Source organism: Mesorhizobium sp. WSM3224 (assembly GCF_000427725.1).
In the GTDB taxonomy this organism is placed as follows: domain Bacteria; phylum Pseudomonadota; class Alphaproteobacteria; order Rhizobiales; family Rhizobiaceae; genus Mesorhizobium.
Map to the genome: position 1 here is coordinate 585870 of NZ_ATYO01000002.1, position 19131 is coordinate 605000.

General features: G+C 62.4%; 20 protein-coding genes, 1 tRNA gene, 2 rRNA genes and 1 pseudogene (1 of these 24 cut by a window edge). 12 read left to right on the forward strand and 12 right to left on the reverse strand.

The genetic code is table 11. The features are described from left to right. Genes YU3_RS0106535 through YU3_RS0106550 form a run of 4 tightly spaced genes read left to right on the forward strand, consistent with a single transcriptional unit; the run spans position 1 to position 4989 of the window. A complete protein-coding gene (locus YU3_RS0106535) occupies positions 1 to 1257 on the forward strand; it encodes a sarcosine oxidase subunit beta family protein (protein ID WP_027165499.1) in 1257 nt (418 codons plus the stop codon). 15 nt (positions 1258 to 1272) lie between these two features. Further along, a complete protein-coding gene (locus tag YU3_RS0106540; RefSeq protein WP_027165500.1) occupies positions 1273 to 1539 on the forward strand; it encodes a sarcosine oxidase subunit delta in 267 nt (88 codons plus the stop codon). Beyond that, complete coding sequence (locus YU3_RS0106545; protein WP_027165501.1) at positions 1536 to 4490, forward strand: sarcosine oxidase subunit alpha family protein; 2955 nt, start codon at positions 1536 to 1538, stop codon at positions 4488 to 4490. The genes YU3_RS0106540 and YU3_RS0106545 overlap by 4 nt, the downstream gene beginning before the upstream one ends. After that, complete coding sequence (locus tag YU3_RS0106550; protein WP_027165502.1) at positions 4483 to 4989, forward strand: sarcosine oxidase subunit gamma family protein; 507 nt, start codon at positions 4483 to 4485, stop codon at positions 4987 to 4989. Before YU3_RS0106545 ends, YU3_RS0106550 begins: the two co-directional genes overlap by 8 nt. Here YU3_RS0106550 and YU3_RS0106555 read toward each other — a convergent pair. Then, positions 4986 to 5450, reverse strand: coding sequence for a cupin domain-containing protein (locus YU3_RS0106555; protein WP_027165503.1), 465 nt, complete (start codon positions 5448 to 5450; stop codon positions 4986 to 4988). The genes YU3_RS0106550 and YU3_RS0106555 overlap by 4 nt on opposite strands. Positions 5451 to 5525: 75 nt before the next feature. Then, positions 5526 to 6089, reverse strand: a pseudogene (locus tag YU3_RS0106560) (molybdopterin cofactor-binding domain-containing protein); the annotation flags it as partial. Between the two features lie 215 nt (positions 6090 to 6304). On the opposite strand from YU3_RS0106560, the gene YU3_RS36080 reads away from it, so the two are divergent. After that, positions 6305 to 6490 (forward strand): hypothetical protein, encoded by a 186-nt coding sequence (locus YU3_RS36080; protein WP_036257940.1) that lies wholly within the window; start codon positions 6305 to 6307, stop codon positions 6488 to 6490. Between the two features lie 119 nt (positions 6491 to 6609). Here the strand turns inward: YU3_RS36080 and YU3_RS0106570 are convergent, their stop codons facing one another. From YU3_RS0106570 to YU3_RS0106580, 3 genes are all read right to left on the reverse strand, one after another. Beyond that, a complete protein-coding gene (locus tag YU3_RS0106570) occupies positions 6610 to 7356 on the reverse strand; it encodes a metallophosphoesterase (protein ID WP_051333858.1) in 747 nt (248 codons plus the stop codon). Beyond that, positions 7349 to 8155 carry a nucleotidyltransferase gene (locus YU3_RS0106575; RefSeq protein ID WP_027165506.1) on the reverse strand — a complete coding sequence of 269 codons (807 nt, stop codon included), beginning with the start codon at positions 8153 to 8155 and terminating at the stop codon, positions 7349 to 7351. Before YU3_RS0106575 ends, YU3_RS0106570 begins: the two co-directional genes overlap by 8 nt. 88 nt (positions 8156 to 8243) lie before the next feature. Continuing rightward, positions 8244 to 8927 (reverse strand): VOC family protein, encoded by a 684-nt coding sequence (locus YU3_RS0106580; RefSeq protein WP_198021636.1) that lies wholly within the window; start codon positions 8925 to 8927, stop codon positions 8244 to 8246. 118 nt (positions 8928 to 9045) lie between these two features. On the opposite strand from YU3_RS0106580, the gene YU3_RS0106585 reads away from it, so the two are divergent. The 3 genes from YU3_RS0106585 to YU3_RS38585 are packed head-to-tail and all read left to right on the forward strand — an operon-like array spanning position 9046 to position 10067. After that, a complete protein-coding gene (locus YU3_RS0106585) occupies positions 9046 to 9291 on the forward strand; it encodes a hypothetical protein (protein WP_027165508.1) in 246 nt (81 codons plus the stop codon). A 9-nt stretch (positions 9292 to 9300) separates the two neighbouring features. Beyond that, positions 9301 to 9528: a hypothetical protein gene (locus tag YU3_RS0106590; RefSeq protein WP_027165509.1), complete on the forward strand. Its 228-nt coding sequence runs from the start codon at positions 9301 to 9303 to the stop codon at positions 9526 to 9528. A gap of 53 nt (positions 9529 to 9581) precedes the next feature. Next, positions 9582 to 10067 (forward strand): hypothetical protein, encoded by a 486-nt coding sequence (locus YU3_RS38585; protein ID WP_156913369.1) that lies wholly within the window; start codon positions 9582 to 9584, stop codon positions 10065 to 10067. Here YU3_RS38585 and YU3_RS40420 read toward each other — a convergent pair. Both YU3_RS40420 and YU3_RS0106605 read right to left on the reverse strand, forming a co-directional pair. Continuing rightward, the gene (locus YU3_RS40420) at positions 10064 to 10231 is read right to left on the reverse strand and encodes a hypothetical protein (protein ID WP_156913371.1); all 168 of its coding nucleotides are present in this window, start codon (positions 10229 to 10231) and stop codon (positions 10064 to 10066) included. The genes YU3_RS38585 and YU3_RS40420 overlap by 4 nt on opposite strands. A 157-nt stretch (positions 10232 to 10388) precedes the next feature. Further along, positions 10389 to 11231, reverse strand: a complete 843-nt coding sequence (locus tag YU3_RS0106605; RefSeq protein ID WP_027165510.1) for an NmrA family NAD(P)-binding protein — start codon at positions 11229 to 11231, stop codon at positions 10389 to 10391. Positions 11232 to 11531: 300 nt separating this feature from the next. On the opposite strand from YU3_RS0106605, the gene YU3_RS0106610 reads away from it, so the two are divergent. The 3 genes from YU3_RS0106610 to YU3_RS0106620 all read left to right on the forward strand — a co-directional run bounded on the left by YU3_RS0106610 (position 11532) and on the right by YU3_RS0106620 (position 14457). After that, positions 11532 to 13523 (forward strand): protein-L-isoaspartate(D-aspartate) O-methyltransferase, encoded by a 1992-nt coding sequence (locus tag YU3_RS0106610; RefSeq protein WP_027165511.1) that lies wholly within the window; start codon positions 11532 to 11534, stop codon positions 13521 to 13523. Positions 13524 to 13611: 88 nt separating this feature from the next. Then, positions 13612 to 13818 (forward strand): hypothetical protein, encoded by a 207-nt coding sequence (locus YU3_RS0106615; RefSeq protein WP_027165512.1) that lies wholly within the window; start codon positions 13612 to 13614, stop codon positions 13816 to 13818. A gap of 201 nt (positions 13819 to 14019) precedes the next feature. Beyond that, entirely contained in the window at positions 14020 to 14457 is a 438-nt protein-coding gene (locus tag YU3_RS0106620) for a DUF2267 domain-containing protein (protein ID WP_027165513.1), read from the forward strand. A gap of 64 nt (positions 14458 to 14521) precedes the next feature. Here YU3_RS0106620 and YU3_RS0106625 read toward each other — a convergent pair whose 3' ends face one another. Then, a complete protein-coding gene (locus tag YU3_RS0106625; RefSeq protein WP_027165514.1) occupies positions 14522 to 14959 on the reverse strand; it encodes a CBS domain-containing protein in 438 nt (145 codons plus the stop codon). A 143-nt stretch (positions 14960 to 15102) separates the two neighbouring features. Between YU3_RS0106625 and YU3_RS0106630 the strand changes: the two genes are divergently transcribed. Continuing rightward, positions 15103 to 16041: a complex I NDUFA9 subunit family protein gene (locus YU3_RS0106630; RefSeq protein WP_027165515.1), complete on the forward strand. Its 939-nt coding sequence runs from the start codon at positions 15103 to 15105 to the stop codon at positions 16039 to 16041. 105 nt (positions 16042 to 16146) lie between these two features. On the opposite strand, the gene YU3_RS0106635 is transcribed toward YU3_RS0106630, so the two are convergent. The 4 genes from YU3_RS0106635 to YU3_RS0106655 all read right to left on the reverse strand — a co-directional run. Then, complete coding sequence (locus YU3_RS0106635) at positions 16147 to 16692, reverse strand: DUF6496 domain-containing protein (protein ID WP_027165516.1); 546 nt, start codon at positions 16690 to 16692, stop codon at positions 16147 to 16149. Between the two features lie 377 nt (positions 16693 to 17069). Then, positions 17070 to 17146, reverse strand: a tRNA-Met gene (locus YU3_RS0106645). 244 nt (positions 17147 to 17390) lie between these two features. Beyond that, a 5S ribosomal RNA gene (gene rrf, locus YU3_RS0106650) occupies positions 17391 to 17505 on the reverse strand. Between the two features lie 215 nt (positions 17506 to 17720). After that, positions 17721 to 19131, reverse strand: a 23S ribosomal RNA gene (locus tag YU3_RS0106655); it runs 1447 nt beyond the window's last position.

Here is a 19131-nt window from a genome sequence, read left to right on the forward strand (position 1 = left end):
ATGGCGCGCTACTCGGCATTTTCGATTTTTCGCAATGCGCTCTCCGGCCAGAAGAGCTGGCAGCGTGCCTGGCGGGCGGCGGAGCCCAAACCCTCCTACGACGTGATCGTCATCGGCGGCGGCGGACATGGCCTTGCCACCGCTTTCTACCTCGCCGAGAACCACGGCATCCGCAATGTCGCCGTGATCGAGAAAGGCTATGTCGGTGGCGGCAATGTGGGCCGCAATACCACTGTCATTCGCTCCAACTACCTGCTCGACGGCAACACCCAGTTCTACGAATTCTCGATGAAGCTGTGGGAGGGCATGTCGCGGGCGCTGAACTTCAACGTCATGTTCTCGCAGCGCGGCCAGCTCGTGACCGCGCATTCGGCCGATCAGCTCGACGGCTTCAGCCACCGCGCCAACATCATGCGGCTGAACGGCATCGATGCCGACATCCTCGACCGCGAAGAGGTGCGCCGCCTTGTGCCCTATCTCGACTTCTCCGACACGGCCCGCTTTCCGATCCATGGCGCCATCTTCCAGGGCCGCGCCGGCACGGCGAGGCACGACGCCGTCGCCTGGGGCTATGCGCGCGCGGCCGACGGCCATGGCGTCGACATCATCCAGAACTGCGAGGTGACCGGCTTTGTCCGCGACGGCGAGCGGATTGTCGGCGTCGAGACGACGAAAGGGCGGATCGGCGCCGGCAAGGTCGGCCTCGCCGTCGCCGGCCATACATCCATCCTCGGCGCCAAGGCCGGCCTTGAGCTGCCGATCGAAAGCCATGTCTTGCAGGCCTTCGTCACCGAGCCGCTGAAGCCGCTGGTCGACCATGTCGTCGCCTATGGCGCCGATCATTTCTACGTCAGTCAGTCGGACAAGGGCGGGCTGGTCTTCGGCGGCAATCTCGACGGCTACAATTCCTATGCCCAGCGCGGCAATCTCGGTGTCGTGCGCGAGGTTGCCGAGGCGGCGATCGCCTTGATGCCGTGCATCTCGCGCATCCGCCTCCTGCGTCATTGGGGCGGCGTCATGGACATGACGCCCGACGCCAGCCCGATCATCTGCCCGACGGCGATCGACGGTCTCTATCTCAATGGCGGCTGGTGCTATGGCGGCTTCAAGGCGACACCGGCTTCCGGCTGGTGCTTCGCCCACACCATCGCGACCGGCAAGCCACATCCGTTGATCGCGGCCTACGGGCTTGATCGTTTCCGGACCGGCCGGACGCTCGACGAGGCTGGCGTCGGCCCTTCCGCCTGGCTGCAATAGGAGGCGAAGAGGAAAATGCTGCGCATCGAATGCCCCTGCTGCGGCCCGCGCGACCATGACGAGTTCCGCTATGGTGGCGACGCCTCCGTCACACGTCCGGCGCATGACGATCCCGATCCGGAGGCCTGGTACGCCTATGTCTACGTCCGAAAGAACCCGGCCGGCCTCCACCGCGAGTTCTGGCAGCACGTGATTGGCTGCCGCCAGTGGCTGGTGGTCGAGCGTGACACGCGCAACCACGTCATCTCTTCGGTCGCCTTCGCCAGGACATCGCAAGCATGAACGCCCAGAACCAGCGACTGCCGGGCGGCGGCCGCATCGACCGCTCCCACCCCATCGAATTCAGCTTCGACGGCCGAAAACTGGCTGGATATCGCGGCGACACGCTGGCGTCCGCGCTGCTCGCCAACGGCGTCACGCTGGTTGGGCGCAGCTTCAAATACCATCGCCCCCGCGGCATTCTCTCCGCCGGGCCGGAGGAGCCGAACGCACTGGTGACGCTTGGGTCTGGCGGCAGGCGCGAGCCGAACCTGCCGGCGACGACGCTGGAGCTTGGCGACGGCATGGTCGTGGAAACCCAGAACCGCTGGCCGTCGCTTGCCTTTGACGTGCAAAGCCTCAACGGCCTTTTTGGTCCGTTCCTCTCGGCCGGTTTCTACTACAAGACCTTCATGGGCCCGACACGGCGCGCCTGGATGTTCTACGAGCACTTCATCCGCAAAGCCGCAGGCCTCGGCAGGGCCGGTACCGACCCCGATCCTGCCCGCTACGAAGTCCGCCATGCGTTCGCCGATGTCGCGATCATCGGCAGTGGCCCGGCGGGGCTGTCGGCAGCGCGCGCCGCTGCCGCGGCCGGCGCGCGGGTCGCGCTCATCGAGCAGGATTTCCTGCTTGGCGGCCAGCTTCTGGCCGAACGGTCCGATGGCATCGCGGCCGCATGGCTGAATGAGGTCGAAGCCGAGCTGAAGGGCCTTGAAACCGTCACGCTGATGAAGCGGACCAGCGCTTTCGGCGTCTATGACGGCAATGTCTTGGGCCTGGCCGCACAGCGCGAGCCACTCGATACGCGGTCGACCGGCGAAGCGCGGCAGACGGTCACGATGCTTCGCGCTCACTCGGTGGTTTTCGCCACAGGGGCGATCGAGCGACCAATGGTATTTTCGAACAACGACCGCCCTGGTGTCATGCTTGCCTCGGCCGCCCGGACCTACCTCAACCGCTTCGCCGTCCTGCCAGGCAAAAAGATCATCGTCGCCGCCGCCAACGACGCCGCATGGCGCACCGCCTTCGACCTGGCCGAAGCCGGCGCCGAGGTGACGGTAGCGGATTTGCGCGCAGCACCGCCCCCAGCCCTTGCCGCAGAGGCCGGTCGCCTCGGCGTCGCGGTTCGAACCGCAACACGCATTGTCGACCTGCGCGGCGGCCATGCCGTCAGGCGCGCGACACTTTCCGGACCTGGCGGCCAATCCGAGACGGCCTGCGATCTGGTCTGCATGTCCGGCGGCTGGTCGCCGACCGTGCACCTCACGTCGCATCTCGGCATCAAGCCCCGGTATCGCGATGACATCGACGGCTTCGTGCCGGGCATATTTCCAGCCAGTTGGTCCGGTGCCGGTGCGATGATGGGTGCCTACGCGACCGCCGACACCATCGAGGACGGCCATCGCGCCGGCATCGAAGCGGCATCCTTCTGCGGCAAGTCGGCACCGGTGTCGGCCCCTCCAAAGCTCGATCTGGGTGAAACCGTCACGGCTCCGCTTCGCGACGTCCCGTCCGCTCACCGTGGAAAAGCCTTCGTCGATTTTCAGATGGACGTCACCACGAAGGACATCGAGCTCGCCCACCGCGAAGGCTATGAATCGGTCGAGCACCTGAAGCGCTACACAACGCTCGGTATGGGCACCGACCAGGGCAAGACCAGCAATTTCGCCGCGCTTGCCGCGATGGCCGGCCTGCGCGGCGCAACGGTCCCCGAGACCGGCACCACGACCTTTCGTCCACCCTTCACGCCGGTCGCCATCGGCGCTCTCGCCGGCCGCGCCACCGGCCATCATTTCAAGCCGTTCCGTCGCACGCCGATGCATGATTGGCATCAGGCGAACGGCGCCGACATGCTGGAGGTCGGTCTGTGGATGCGGCCCTGGTTTTACCGGCAATCCGGAGCCGATGTGAACGAAGCCTATGTCGCCGAAATGCGGACTGTGCGCCAGGCAGCCGGCCTGATGGATATTTCCACCTTGGGCAAGATCGACGTCCAGGGCCCCGATGCGGCGATATTCCTCGATCGCGTCTATGCCAACGGCTTTGCCAAGCTGCCGGTCGGCCGTGCCCGCTATGGCGTCATGCTGCGCGACGACGGCATCGTCTTCGATGACGGCACCACGACGCGGCTGGCGGAAAGCCGGTTCTTCATGACCACCTCGACCGCCAAGGCCGCCGACGTGCTGTCGCGGCTGGAATTCCTGCTCGATACTGCCTGGCCGGACCTGCGCGTCGCCGTCACCTCGGTGAGCGATGAATGGGCGGCGATGTCGATTGCCGGACCGCAGAGCCGCGCCATCCTGGCGGCGGAATTTCCGTCGCTCGACGTTTCCGACGCAGCGCTGCCGCACATGGGCTTGCTCGAAGGCGAATGGGAAGGTCGGGCGCTGCGCATCCTGCGCCTTAGCTACTCGGGCGAGCGCGCCTATGAACTATATGTCGGCGCGACTGCCGGCGCGCAACTCTGGAACCGCTTGCTCGAAGCCGGCGATCCGTTCGGCCTGAAGCCCTACGGCGTCGAGGCGCTCGGCGCGTTGCGCGTCGAAAAGGGCCATGTCGCCGGACCCGAGATCGACGGACGCACGACGCTCGACGATCTCGGGCTCGGCCGCATAGCCGGCAAGCGCAGCGGCTTCGTCGGCGATGTCCTGCGCCGTCGCCCTGCGCTCCTGGCGCCTGCCCGGGAACGCCTGGTCGGGCTGGAATGCATCGAGGACGGAAAGCGCCTGCGCGGCGGCGCCATCCTGTTCCTGCCGGGCGAGAAAGCTCACGGCCACGGACGCGGCCGTGTCACGTCCGTCACCTTCAGTCCCGAACGCGGCCACTATGTCGGGCTGGCACTGCTTGCCGGCGACATGGCGGCGGAAGGAAACGAGGTCGTGGCCGTCTACCCGATGAAGGCCGAAACGGTGCGTGCCCGCATCGTCGCGCCGGTATTCCTCGACCCGCAGGGAGAACGGCTGCATGGCTAGCCCGGATTTCAGCCTGTCCGTATCCGATTGCCTGCTCATCCAGGTCGAGGCTTGGAACGAAACGCTCGGACAATTCGAAACGAGCCTTTCGGCGTCGCTCGGCACGGACCTTCCCGCCTCGGTCGGCGAGACGGTGCATCACGAGAACCTTCTCATCATCCGCGTCGCACCCCGTCGTCTCTGGCTTGCCCTCGATGACGCGGCACCGGCACCGCCCCTTGCGGTCGATCCGGATCTCGGCTGTTCGGCCTCCCTTGGCGAAGGCCGCGTGCGCTTCAGCCTGGCCGGCGCCGACATCGCAAGGGTGCTCTCGACCTGCATCGCCGTCGACTGGCACGCGCCGACGGCCGCTCCGGGCCGTGCCGTGCACACGTCATTCCATCACGTGCCGGTACTCTTGCTGCGCACCGGCGAGGCCTCATGCGAACTCATCGTACCGCGAAGCTTCGCCACCAGCCTCTCCGATTGGATTGCCGACGGCTCATACGGAGCCATCTAATTTCTTGCTGGCCAATCGCGCAGAAGCGTGTTTCCAAACTTCGGTGCGGCTGCCCTGAGCCGCTCGATATCGGCGGGAGTCGGCGGCCCGGCCGTCTGTCCCTTCCGAAGCTCATGGCCACCTTCGGCGAGAAACTGCTCGAATCCACTTGGCGTGCCTATCAGGATGTAGCGGACGGGCCGATTGCCAGGGTTCATCAGCTGGTGCGGGATGCCGCGCTTCAAAAACATGCTCTCACCCGCCGAGATCGTTCGGACTTCGCCATCCACGACCGCGGTCAACTCACCCTCGATGACGTAGACCGTCTCGTCGTCGTTCGCATGGACATGGATCGGCGTCCTGGTCTGCCCGTCACTCCTGTTTTCGAGAAGACATAGCTGGCCTCCCGTCTGTTTGCCGGTCACCAGTCGCTTCATCACGACGCCTGCGAGCACGAATTCCTTGGGTTCGAGATCTGACATTGATCCAATCCTCTTGATATTGCCCCCTCAAGCGTGCTGGCTCATCAGTCACCCTTGTCCGGCTCCTTCAGCCTGCTAAACGCCGAGCACCGCCTTCACGCGTTCGCGCGTATAGGGAAGGTCGTGGATGCGCTCGCCCGTTGCATGCCGGAACGCATTGGCGATCGCGCCGGCCGTCGGTCCCTGCGCCGCTTCCGCCACGCCGAGATAGGGCGAGCCCGGATTGTCGACGACATGCACTTCGACGCTGTCGGGCACGGCGCTGAAGCGCAGGATCGGGTAGGCCGACCAGTCGGCGCTGAGGATGCGGGTGTCGTTGAAATGGACCGCCTCGTAGAGGGTCCAACTCAACGATTGCAATATCCCGCCCTCGGTCTGGTTGACGATAGAATCCGGCGCCACCACCTCGCCGCAGTCGACCGCGCACACGACATGCGAGATGGCGATGGCGCCGCTGTCGCGGTCCACATCTGCTTCCAGCGCGAAATGCCAGTTCACGCGCTGGTTCGGCACGTAGTGGAGCGGGAAGGCGTTGCGGTCGCCATAGCCGAGAGGTGATATCTGCAGTTTGGCCGGATCGGGCGCAAAATGCTTTGCCATCAGCCGTCCCGCAATCAGCGAACCGGCCGACCCCGGCCTCACCATCGGATTGTCTTGGCCTTGCGCGCGCGCCATGCGGAAAAAGCTAGGCGCGGCGGCCCCTGCGTCAACCGAGGGATTTGACCGATTGCCCTAACGATCAAGACGGGCGCATGTTGGTTCGCATCCAAATGCGGGGCGCTCACATTCGAGATCGGTCGGAACCGGTCGGATTTTCAAGCCGTTGTCTTCGATAGCGATCGAGGAGAACCGTCATGAAGGACAAGGCAGCAGATATCGACCACACATTGCCACAGGTTGCCATCGACGATCGGCAGGTGCGACAGCTTGCGGCAACGACCGACTTGCCGTCCAGGCAGGCCCGCGAACTGGTGCGCCGACACGGCAACGACCCCAGGAAGCTGGAAGAGTTGGCGAAGTCGATCAACGCGGCGAGCTGAGCCCAGGCAAATGGAAGTCGGAGGTGCAGGCCACTGGTTCCATCTCCTCGTAGTCATGGCAGGCGCCGCTCGGAACCGGGTTCCGATGGTCCCGAGCGGTAGCAGTGACCGCGGGAGCCTCAGATTTCGAGCAGGGCGTAGGGGCGCCCGGTCGGCTTGGCGATATGCATGGCCACATTGTAGACCTTGGCGCCGCCTGGCGTGCGGCCTTCATAGACGCCGCGATGGGCGTGGCCATGCACGACCGCACTGACCTTGAACCGGTCGATCGTTTCGGCCAGCCGGGAAGATCCCAGGAATGGAAAAATTTCCGGCGGTTCGCCGGCGACGGTCTCGGGAATCGGAGCATAGTGGAGGATCACCAGGGTGCGCTTGGTGCGCACCTGTCGCATCGCATTCTCGAGCCGCATCGCCTCGCTGACGCTCTCGGCCACCATTGCCTTGATCGCCGGCTCGCCGAACGAACCCAGCATCCTTGGCCCGAACCCGCCGACAAAGCCCTTCACGCCGACGAACCCGACATCCATCAACTCCGTCACTTGCCCGTCGAGCAGATGCATTCCCGCCTGCCGCAGCGTGGCCGAAACCTCTTCGACGAAGCCGGATTCGTAATCGTGGTTGCCGAGCACGCCGACAACCGGGACCGAGCAGGCGCGCAGATCCTCGGCGAGAAGCTCGGCTTCACGAGGCTTGCCGAGATTCGTCAGATCTCCGGCAAGGACGAGGATATCGGCCGCGCGCGACACCTCCCCGAAAAGTTCGCGATATGAGGTCTGGGCGCCTTCCTCGACATGCAGGTCGCCCACCGCGGCGATCCTGACGACGCCATTGCCGTCCGTCTTCGAGGCTCTGGTTCGCTCAGTCATCCCGGAATTCTCCAACGCCGCCGACGCCGGCAAATCCCCACTCCTTGAGGTCGATCTCATAGTCGACCGGCGACAGCAGCCGGCCACGGCAGATCTTCATCCTCGGCGAAGGCAACTGCCGCTGCCGGGCAAGCCGGTCGAGCAGGTCGTCGATCAGCCAGTCGGGAATGTGGTCGCGCTCGCTGGGATATATCCACCGGAAGTTGAGGAGCTGCATCAGCAACACCTCCCAGTGGACATCGAGATAGGACAGCAGCCTCTGCCAGTCGATCTGATCGTTCGCTCTGAGGATGGTATGGGCAATGTCGGCGCCATCGTGGCGGCCTCTATCCTGGATGAAGCACTTCGACCAGATGAGTTCGGTTGGGCCGATGATCCTGACCCGGCTGCCCAGCAGCTCCACCTGCCGGGCATGCTCCAGCCACTGGTCCTCGACCCGCATCGTGCCATTGGCCGAGGCGAAGATCACATCGAAGAAATGCGCGCCTTCGAAGACCTTTCCCAGCCATCGGTCGTCCTCGATCTCGACCGCGTAGCCGATTTCCTTGAAATAGGCGAGGATGCGCGGGCAATCGCCGGCCTTGCAGAAGATGTCGAGATCCTTGGTCTGACGCACGACGCCCGTATAGGCGCTCACCGCATAGGTTCCGGCCACGAGAAAGGGAATGTCCGTGGCCGCGAGCTCGCGGATCGCGCGCGTATAGAAGGCCTCCGCTTCGGCGCTCTTGAGCGTCGGCTCGGCTTTCGCGTCGATCGCGGGAAGTGATGCCAGAACGCCCGGCAATTCATCGTTGGCCATGAACCACAGCTCCGCCTGTTTCGATTAACAGCGGCAACCCCGTCTGGTTCCGCTGCCGGCGACTGGGGCCGGAGAAGACGAGCCGCTGCTATAAGCGGGCTTTATCCGCCTCGCGGAGCGCCGCATTGCCGCGACGCTCCATTTCGGCCGGCGACAGATCTTCCTTCCATGTCAGCAACACCCAAACATGGCCAAATGGATCGCGCACGCTGGCCGAGTTCGCGCCGTAAAACATATCGGTTGGCGCCTGGATCTGCTCGCATCCCGCGGCTACCGCACGGGCCAGAACCGCTGCATTGTCATCCACCATCAGATGCAGGCCGGCTGTGCAGGCTCCGAGTTGTCGCGGCTCATCGTAGAGCCGACTGGTCGGATCGCCCAACATCACCGTCGCATTGCAGATGGCAAGCTCGCTGTGGATGATGCGTCCATCCGGCGTCGCGATGCGCAGGACTTCTTCGGCGCCAAACGCCTCGGCATAGAAGGCGACCGCTTTGGCCGCGCCTTCGACGTAAATGTGCGGAACGACGGCGTTTAGGTAGCGCAGAGGTCGTATCGTCATCGCCCGACTCGCTGATGCTGTTATCACAATCGACGTCGCCGCCGATGCGCCGCGCTGCGTGCCAATTCCTTGGACGGAGCGCGACAGATCATAAACACCGGCCCTTCTCTTCTGTTCCGGGCGAACAGCCTCTGCCGGTGAATGCAACATCGCCAGCCATGAGAAAAGCGGTGACGAAAGGCTGGGCTGAGTTGCGCCAAGGGTCGACATGGGCTTGCGGTCTGAGCGCAGGGTTGCGGATGATTGTCCGGTATCGGACACAGCCTTGAAGGCTGCAGAATTTCAGCGCTAACTCGTCGTGGTTGGAGTTTTCAGGGAGGAACTCTCGATGACCACCGTCTTTCATACAGTCACGATCGAAAAAGCCGCCGAGGCGTATGTCCTCTCCAGGGGCAGAGCCCGTTTCCTTTCCATCGCACAGGCGATCCGCGCCATCCGAACACTCATGCCGGCATGCAAGGCGACCGACCGCGAGTTGGAGGCATTGCTGGCGGCTGCATCGATCGTGCACGGCGTGCCCGTGGCCTTCGACGCACCGACGGCCAACAGCGCCGAACCGCGTCTTCATTCGTAGGCCAAGCCGTTGTTCGCGCTCGCGCCGCGACCGGCCTCGTCGGACGTTCGCCTGGTGATCATCCGCTACCTGATCGTCAATGTCGTCCGACCGAGCATCTCGATGTCCGAGGTCAGCCGCGCCGTGAGAACAGCCTTCCCGCTTTGCGAGCTCACCGACTGGGAACTTTGCGACCTGATCGCGCGAAGCGCGATCGACGCGGGATTTGCCATCGAGTTCGACGGGGCCGGCTCCTGATCGTGCTTGTCGGGACTGACTTGAGCAGACCTCGTCGTACCGGAGACCGCAGGATGCCCGTAGGGACGCAAACGCTATTGCCGCGCCAGGGTCATCGGCTGTTGCAGGTTGGCATCGCGCTTGTGCTCTTTTCGTCGTTTGAGGGCTTTGTCATCCCACAAATGGCGTCGCCGCGAATTGGCCTTTCGGTGCACACGCTTGGCGCGATCGAGAGCATTTTTCTGCTGGTCCAGGGACTGTTGTGGCCCAGGCTGGAACTCGGCGTCGTGACTGCGCGCGTGGCGTTCTGGTGCTCCATCTATTCGGCGCTGGCCATTCTGGCCGCCTACTTCGTCGCTGCCGTTTTGGGCGTCGGCGTAGACACGATTGCGCTGAACGGCCGGCTCCCCGGCGGCTTGTCGGAGGGAAGCGCCCTCCAGGAGGCTGCCATTCGGTTGATCGCCTATTCCTCGGCGCCGACCGGCACTGTCTGCTTCACCCTCGTCCTGTGGGGTCTTCGCCATGCCGAGCCGAATCGTGAAGGCCGGCATACGCCTTAAGGCCGTTCGCCGCCTTCTTGCGCGGAGCCAGGCACAATCAGCGTTCCTTGATCGCGCTGCGAGTATCTGAAGCCAATATAAAACAAGCCTACGATGAGCAGACAAATCACGAGCACGGTGACGAGGGTTCTCGCGGGGTTTTGGGCCGACGGTTTGTCTTCCATGGCAATTCGCCTCGGTAGATAATCCGCCGAATGCCTTTGGGGTTCCAAAGGCGGTCATATCGGACAATCGTTCCAGCCTGGCAGCGTCGTTCCAGCGCTTTGCCGACGCGGCATGGGGCGATACTTGTCGATGGAGGCGTTGCGCAATTCCGGAAGCTCATTCGACGGGCGTTCGGGCGGAAGCGAGTTCTTCAAAGTAGGCGCGGAGCGTGCGCGGTTCCCGACCCAGAATGGCGCGCAGCGTAAGCGGATTGCCGAGCAGGCCGTGATGCTCGTAGTGGTCGAACATTGTCTTCATTGCGTCGGGAATATCGCCAAGGGCGCCGGGATCGCTTTTCATGGGCGTAATCTCCCGACCCAGAATCTCGGTCAGCAGTGCCGCAACTTCCCGGCGATTGAGGTTTCCCGGCGAGCAGAGCTCGAATGTCCCGTACCGCAGCCTGTCCTCGATCAGTGCGATGGCCGCGACTTCCGCCACATCGCGGTAATCGACCCGCGTGAAGCGTGTCTCTATCGACCACGGCTCAGACAACACGCCGGTCTCGATGATCTTTGGCCACGGATCGGCATAGATCTGAAAATAGAGAGTTGGATGGAGGAAGGTGTATTCGAGGTCTGAATTGAGCACCGCCTCTTCCACGGGCGCTTTCGCAGCGTGATTGACGAGGCCGCCAAGCACGGGATGGATCACCGACGAAAACACAAATCGACGCACGCCGGCATCGATCGCGGCGGCGACCATGCCCTTTCCCACCTCCGCTTCACTGGGGAGGAATGCCGGCGCGATGTAGAAAACGGCGTCGATGTCCCGCAGCGCGCGGTCGAGGCTCGTCCGGTCGCGAAGATCGCCGACGGCGACTTCCGCCGCGCCACGGCGCGTTGCTTCCGCGGCCTGTTCAGGCTTGCGGACCAGACCGCGCACGCGTGCGCCGCGCTCGGCAAGGGCTGGAACGACGAGACCGGCGAATTGGCCGGCGGCGCCGACGGCAAGGATCGTCATGGCCTTCTCCAATGCGGTCCTGCCGCCTGGGTCTGATGCCTTGTGGATTCGTTCCTTCTCGGGATGAAGGATCGTCTTGGTGCAGAACCATCATATGGAGCTATGGTTCCCGGCTGCTTCCACGGCCATGGCATTGCCAGTCTTGTCGAACGATCTCCAGCCAGGACGGCGGTCGGTTTCCAGACTTCGGGGCAAGCACGAGAGGAACCTCGAGGTCCTTCGGCGATTAAACACCCGAATCGCGAGAACGCGATCGAGTTGCCGTCCAGTAAGTGAAGAGGACCACCAGAGGAGCTAGAAATGCTCGATCTTCCTCGCGCCCGCGATCGAATGGTCAACATCCACGTCGGCGGGCGCGGCATCCACGACCGAGAGATCCTGCAGGCGATGCGCGAAGTTCCGCGCGAGGCGTTCGTCGATCCCGGTTTCGAGGAATTCGCTTATGAAGACGCGCCGCTGCCGATTGCCGACGGCCAGACCATATCGCAGCCCTATGTCGTCGCGTTCATGATCGAGATGGCGGATGTCAAATCCGGCGACCACGTGCTCGAGGTCGGCACCGGCTCGGGTTACGCGGCCGCCGTGATGAGCCGGATCGTTGAACGGGTCTATACGATCGAGCGTCATCCGGGGTTGGCCGAAACGGCGAAGCGACGATTTGAAAAGCTTGGCTATGAGAACATCGAGGTCCGGACGGGCGACGGCACCAAGGGCTGGCCCGAGGCAGCGCCCTTCGATGCCATCGTGGTGACGGCCAGCGGCCCCGGTGCGCCGCTTGCGCTCCAGGAGCAACTCGATGTCGGCGGCAGGCTTGTCATTCCGGTCGGCGAGGATCCGGATTCGCAGCGTCTGCTCAAGGTCACCCGAACCGGCGCTGCAACTTACAGCGAGGAGGATTTCGGTGGCGTGCGGTTCGTCCCCCTTATCGGCAAGCAGGGCTGGCCCGAGAACGGCGAGCCCGCCGAGGTCAGTCGTGCGCTCAGACGTCCGCATCCGCTCAGCCTGCCCGAGATGATCGCGACGGCGGCCGAGCCGCTTCCGGATTTCGACGACCAAGCCTTCGGCGAATTGTTCGATCGGTTCGCCGACAGGCGCGTCGTTCTGCTTGGCGAGGCAAGCCACGGCACGTCGGAGTTCTATAGGGCACGCGCGGCCATCACCCGCAGGCTCATCGAGAAGCACGGTTTCACCATCGTTGCGGTCGAGGCGGATTGGCCCGATGCCGCGGCGATCGACCGCTATGTTCGCCATCGGAAATCGCTTGCCGGCGCCAGCCCGCCGTTTCAGCGGTTTCCGATCTGGATGTGGCGCAACACCGATGTCGCGGCCTTCACCGACTGGATGCGCCATCGCAATGAGAAGCTTGAGCCATCCGAGCAAGCAGGATTCTATGGCCTCGACATCTATAATATGAGCGGGTCCATAGCCGCCGTTCTCGGCTATCTCGATCGGGTCGACCCGCAAGCCGCCAAGATTGCGCGTGAGCGCTACGGCTGCCTGACCCCTTGGCAAAACGAGCCATCGACCTATGGCCGTGCGGTGCTTACCGCCGGCTACCAAAAATGCGAGAAGGCTGTTCTGGAGCAGTGCCGGGACCTGCTCGCCAAACAACTCGATTACGCACGACGGGACGGTGTCGACTTTCTCGACGCCAGCCAGAATGCCCGGCTGATCGCCGCCGCCGAACACTACTATCGGATCATGTATTATGGCGGCGCGGAGGCCTGGAACCTGCGCGACACGCATATGTTCGAGACCTTGGAGCATCTGCTGAATGCCACCGGATCCAACGCCAAGGCGGTCGTGTGGGCGCACAATTCTCATATCGGAGATGCCCGCTATACGGAGATGGGGATCGTCAGGGGTGAACTGAATATCGGCCAGCTCTGTCGGGAGCATTTCGGCGACCGGGCAGCGCTCATCGGCCTGGGCACGCATTCCGGCACTGTAGCCGCCGCTTCCGACTGGGATGGCGAGATGGAGGTCAAGCGGATACGCGCCTCCCACGCCGACAGCTATGAGCGGCTTTGCCATGATTCTCGCGTGCCGCGCTTCCTGCTCGACCTCGGGCGCGACAAGGCCCTGCGCGAGCGGATGCTGGAACGCCGGCTGGAGCGCTTCATCGGCGTGATCTACCGGCCGGAAACCGAGCTGCGCAGCCACTATGCGGATGCTTCCCTGCCCCAGCAATTCGACGCCTTCTTATGGTTCGACAAAACCTGCGCGGTGACGCCCCTCAGCTCCGAGCACGCAAGAAGCGGTGTCCCCGATACCTATCCGTTCGGACTCTGAAAGCGGTGCCTCGGCCCGCGAACGGTCTTGGAACATTTCAACACTGCTGCGGTTTAGAAACTGAACATCTCATTGAGGGAGCTTTGTCATGGCCGGAACCAAGCATCCGAAATGGAAAATACCGAGTAATGCCGACCTGGCGAGAAATCCCGGCATCAGAACGTCCAAGGGAACAATCAAGGAAGGCGACGATCTCGAACTCGAGGGCGAGAACACCATCGAGGGTGACATCGAGAATGATACGACCGCCGCTGGTGGGATCAATCCGAGACAGAGGATGCGCACCAACAAGTAGGACGGTGACGATGGTTCGCAACAATCGGCGGCGACGGCCGCCATCGCCGGCGCGACGCGCAGCGTTCCACCCTTCTTCGAGAAGCCGTTGGTCAGGCGTGTGAAGCACCGTTCACGAATTCATCGGCGACGAAACAATCCTCGCAGTCAGGTGTTCTATCCGAAGCGGGCGTGTGGGTGATTTGTCCATCTGGAGGCGATGATGAGCGCAAACGGCCTCGATGTTTTCGACAAGACAGTCCAGACCACCAATGTCTGGCTGAACGAGATCATGGACGATCTCGGCCCTGACCGTCAGCTTGCATGGCATGTGCTTGGCGTGGTCCTGCGCGCCTTGCGCGACAGGCTGCCCGTGGAACTGGGAGCCAAGCTGGGCGCCGAGTTGCCGCTTCTGATACGCGGCGCATATTACGACCAGTATCAGCCGTCCGATCTGCCCGGCAGAGATCGCTCCGCCGAGGAATTTGTCTATCCCATTGCGGAAGCCCTAAAGTCCGGACGGCCGGTGAACGCCGGCGAGGCGGCAAGGTCGGTATTCAAGACGCTTGCCCATCATGTCGACCTTGGCCAGTCGGCGAAGATACGCCGCGCTTTGCCGAGAGACATTCAGGCCCTGTGGCCAGAGAGTGTCGGCGTATAGGCGTCGCGACAGAAAGGCGGGCGCCGGCTTTACCCGGCGCTCCGATTTGTCGCCACTTCTTCAGTCAGTGTGCAGTCTGCGAATGCTCGCCACCCGGCTTCGAGATGCCGCTCAAAGCCGCTGCAGCCTCTATCGCTTCACCATTCGTTGCGAGGTCGCCGAGGGAGACGATACCGACGAGCCTCTTGTCGCGGTTGAGAACCGGGAGCCGTCGCACCTGCAAGTCGCCCATGTTCTCCAGAACGCTCTCGATTTCTTCGTCGTCAAAGCAGTATTTAACCTCTGCGCTCATGACGTCGCGCACCTTGGCATCAGGTCCTTTGCCCAACGCCACGCCGCGGACCACGATATCTCGATCGGTGATCATACCGACCAAACGGTCGTCATCGCCTACGGGCATTGCTCCAGCGTCAAGCTTGCTCATCATCTGCGCTACATCGCGAATTGACTGCTCGGGATTCGCGACCTGAACGCGCCTTGTCATGCATTTGCCGACTTCCATGGCAATCTCTCCATCATTTGCGAGCCCGCCCGCCGGATCGGTGTTGACCGAGGGAACGAAATCTTCGGTGGTAACGTTCCATTCAGTCCGGGATTGACCGCCCGGAAATTTTTCATCCGCGTTGCGAATGCCTGGAAAGCGCCATGGCAAGCGATCTCGGGCGGAGCGGCTCCTCAACTGAAAACGTCGTGACGGTGCTCGGCGGAACGGGCTTTCTTGGGCGGCGGATCGTAAGCCGGCTGCTGGACAAGAAAATCAACGTTCGCGCCGCGTCACGCCATCCAGCCAGAGATCGGTTCCACGCGTCGCCCCAATTGAAGAGGATCGAGGCAAACATCCTCGATCGGTCCTCGATCGCCGCTGCCATTTCTGGATCTCGCGCGGTGGTGAATGCCGTGAGCCTCTATGTCGAGCGCGGCGAGCAAAGTTTCGAGCGCGTGCATGTGAAGGCCGCGGCGGACCTTGCGGCCGTCTCACGGGAAGCCGGTGTCGGGAAATTCATTCAGATCTCCGGGATAGGCTCGGACGCCAAGTCTTCTTCCACCTATGTCAGCGCTCGCGGTCGCGGCGAGGACGCGGTGAAATCGGCGTTTGCGCAAGCGACAATCGTTCGGCCGTCGGTCATGGTCGGCCCCGGCGACACGTTTCTCACGACAATCATCCGCCTGGTGAAACTCCTTCCGGTTTATCCGCTGTTCGGCACTGGTGATACGCAACTCCAACCCGTCCATGTCGAGGATGTCGCGGAAGCCGTCGCCCGGCTCGCGTCTGGACAAACGGACATCGACGCTCGTCTCTTCGAATGCGCAGGCCCGCGCGTCTATTCCTATAGGAGCCTGGTCCAGGAAATCGCCAGCCTTCTGCGAATACGGACCATCTTGATGCCCGTGCCCTATCCAGTCTGGACGTTGCTCGCGGCGGCTGCGGAATGGCTTCCGGCCGCGCCGCTTACGCGCAACCAGGTCGAGTTGATGCAGGATGACAACATCGCCTCCGGCAATTTTCCCGGACTAGAGGATTTGAGCATTGAACCGTGCGAACTCGACGCGGCGGTCCGCATGATCGACGAGGGGCATGCGTAAAAACTAAAGGATAGAGCGGTTTGCCGTTTCCGCGGAACGGTGAAACGCGCTGATGCATGTCGCCCAGAAGTGCGCTGCGGTTCTGGGACAACGACATGCATCGCTTCAGGCCCGCGAGCGCGTTTCGGCGGCCTTCCTCGCCGCCTGCCTTCTTCCGCGAGCCCCCTTGGTCTGCACCGCCTTCCGCGCAGCTGCCGAGCGGCCGGACGCTCCCTTCGTCTCAGCGGCCTTCTCCGCTGCGGCCGAGCGCTCCTTCGCCGTGCGGCTTGATGCTGCCCCCTTGGCCTGCCGCGAGAGTGCCGCATGCGATGCTGTGCTCTTCGGCTCGCGCTTGAGGACCTGCGAGACCGCTTTCGAGACCTTCGGACGGCGCTTCGGGGTCCGCTCCCCTTGTCCGACCTCATAGGCATATTCGGCGCTCTCGCGCGTACTCTTCTTAACCCTGCCCTTTTTAGGGGGCGGCAAGTCTACCCCCGCCCGACGTGCTTCGGACAGACCGATGGCGATTGCCTGTTTGGTGTTGCGCGCGCCATGTTCGCCGCGTCGGACCTTGTCGATCTCCTCGTGTATGAACTCGCCGGCTTGCGTGCTCGGCGACTTGCCTTCGCGCTTATCCCTTCGCGCCTTCTCGATGACTTTCCTGTCTGGCATCGCGCTTCTCCGCTCTTGGATCTGGACCGCAACTGCGGACCTTTCAGATGCCAACGCGTCAGCATTGCAATTGATCCCTGCCGGGCCTTTCGGGAAACGCTTGCCGTCTGAAGATGCGAATGCGCGTGATCATTGGGCGCGGCATGTGGCGTGGCCAGCCCGAGATCATGCAGATGACGGGAGACCGCAAGGCAACGCCGCCATCGTGACCGGCGGCGGAACCGGAATAGGCGAAGCCATTTGTCTGAAGTTTGCACGCGAGGGCGCTCAAACGTCCAAGAAGGCCGCGAGCTGACTATTCGATTTCGTTGGGCAGAATCGCGGCACAAAAAAACGCCGGCAACTCATCGAGTCTGCCGGCGTTTTTTTATCGAAGCTGGTTGCGGGGACAGGATTTGAACCTGTGACCTTCAGGTTATGAGCCTGACGAGCTACCGGGCTGCTCCACCCCGCGTCAACTACGAGCAAGCGTTTGCTTGCGTCCTTAGAGGTAAGTTCGAACTTACCCAAATCAAGAGGCCGCCAAATGAAAGGGCCGCTTGCGCGGCCCAGGATCCCGTTGGCGGGCCTTATGCATGTCGCCCAAAAGTGCCTAGCGGTTTTGGGGCAACGACATGCATCACAACAATCGTAAGGAGAAGATTTGTCACCATCCGGACCTCTTTGATCCGGATGTGAGTTGAACATGCGTTTGGCAGACCTGGCAGCGACCTACTCTCCCGCGTCTTGAGACGAAGTACCATCAGCGCTGGAGCGTTTCACGGCCGAGTTCGGAATGGGATCGGGTGCAGCCGCTCCGCCATAACCACCAGGTCGGCAAAACGCACGTTCAAATTCGAGAAGCTGTTTTTGTGCCAAGGCGACGTTGTTCTGCAGACGGCCTCGGGCAAAGCCCGCAAGCGCGACTGCGCGTCGCCGGTCATCCGGCGCCCTCGCGGAGCATAGGCCCTGTGAGGGCCGCTCATGCGTGAGCGCTGGTTTGGGCGACAACCCTGTGGGTTGCGCCTTGATGGATATTAGGAATGAGAACGATCAAGCCTATCGAACTATTAGTACCGGTAAGCTTCAAGCGTTGCCGCTCTTCCACACCCGGCCTATCAACGTGGTCGTCTTCCACGGTTCTCAGGGAATACTCGTTTCAAGGTGGGTTTCCCGCTTAGATGCCTTCAGCGGTTATCCCGTCCGGATATAGCTACCCTGCAATGCGGCTGGCGCCACAACAGGTCCACCAGAGATCCGTCCATCCCGGTCCTCTCGTACTAGGGACAGATCCTTTCAATATTCCTACACCCACGGCAGATAGGGACCGAACTGTCTCACGACGTTCTGAACCCAACTCACGTACCGCTTTAAATGGCGAACAGCCATACCCTTGGGACCTGCTCCAGCCCCAGGATGCGATGAGTCGACATCGAGGTGCCAAACAACCCCGTCGATATGGACTCTTGGGGGTCATCAGCCTGTTATCCCCGGCGTACCTTTTATCCGTTGAGCGATGGCCCTTCCACGCGGGACCACCGGATCACTATGACCGACTTTCGTCTCTGCTCGACTTGTCAGTCTCGCAGTCAGGCAGGCTTATGCCATTGCACTCAGCGAACGATTTCCGACCGTTCTGAGCCCACCATCGCGCGCCTCCGTTACTCTTTAGGAGGCGACCGCCCCAGTCAAACTACCCACCATACATTGTCCCGGACCCGGATAACGGGCCGCGGTTAGACATCCATAGTAATAAGGGTGGTATTTCAAGGGTGGCTCCACCTGAGCTGGCGCCCAGGTTTCAAAGCCTACCACCTATCCTACACATGCCACTACGAATGCCAATGTAAAGCTATAGTAAAGGTGCACGGGGTCTTTCCGTCTAACCGCAGGAACCCCGCATCTTCACGGGGAATTCAATTTCACTGAGTCTATGCTGGAGACAGCGGGGAAGTCGTTACGCCATTCGTGCAGGTCGGAACTTACCCGACAAGGAATTTCGCTACCTTAGGACCGTTATAGTTACGGCCGCCGTTTACTGGGGCTTCGATTCAGAGCTTGCACCCCTCCTCTTAACCTTCCAGCACCGGGCAGGCGTCAGACCCTATACGTCGCCTTGCGGCTTCGCAGAGCCCTGTGTTTTTGATAAACAGTCGCTACCCCCTGGTCTGTGCCACCCTCCTCTGCTTGCGCAGAAAAGGGTCACGCTTCTTCCGAAGTTACGCGTGCAATTTGCCGAGTTCCTTCAGCATAGTTCTCTCAAGCGCCTTGGTATACTCTACCTGACCACCAGTGTCGGTTTCGGGTACGGTCTATAAGGAGGAGCTATTTCCTGGAACCACTCCGCTGCCCGTTCAATCCGATAAGATTGGACAACTTGTGTGATCCGTCACTACCTCCAGGCCCACGAATATTAACGTGGTTCCCATCGACTACGCGTTTCCGCCTCGTCTTAGGGGC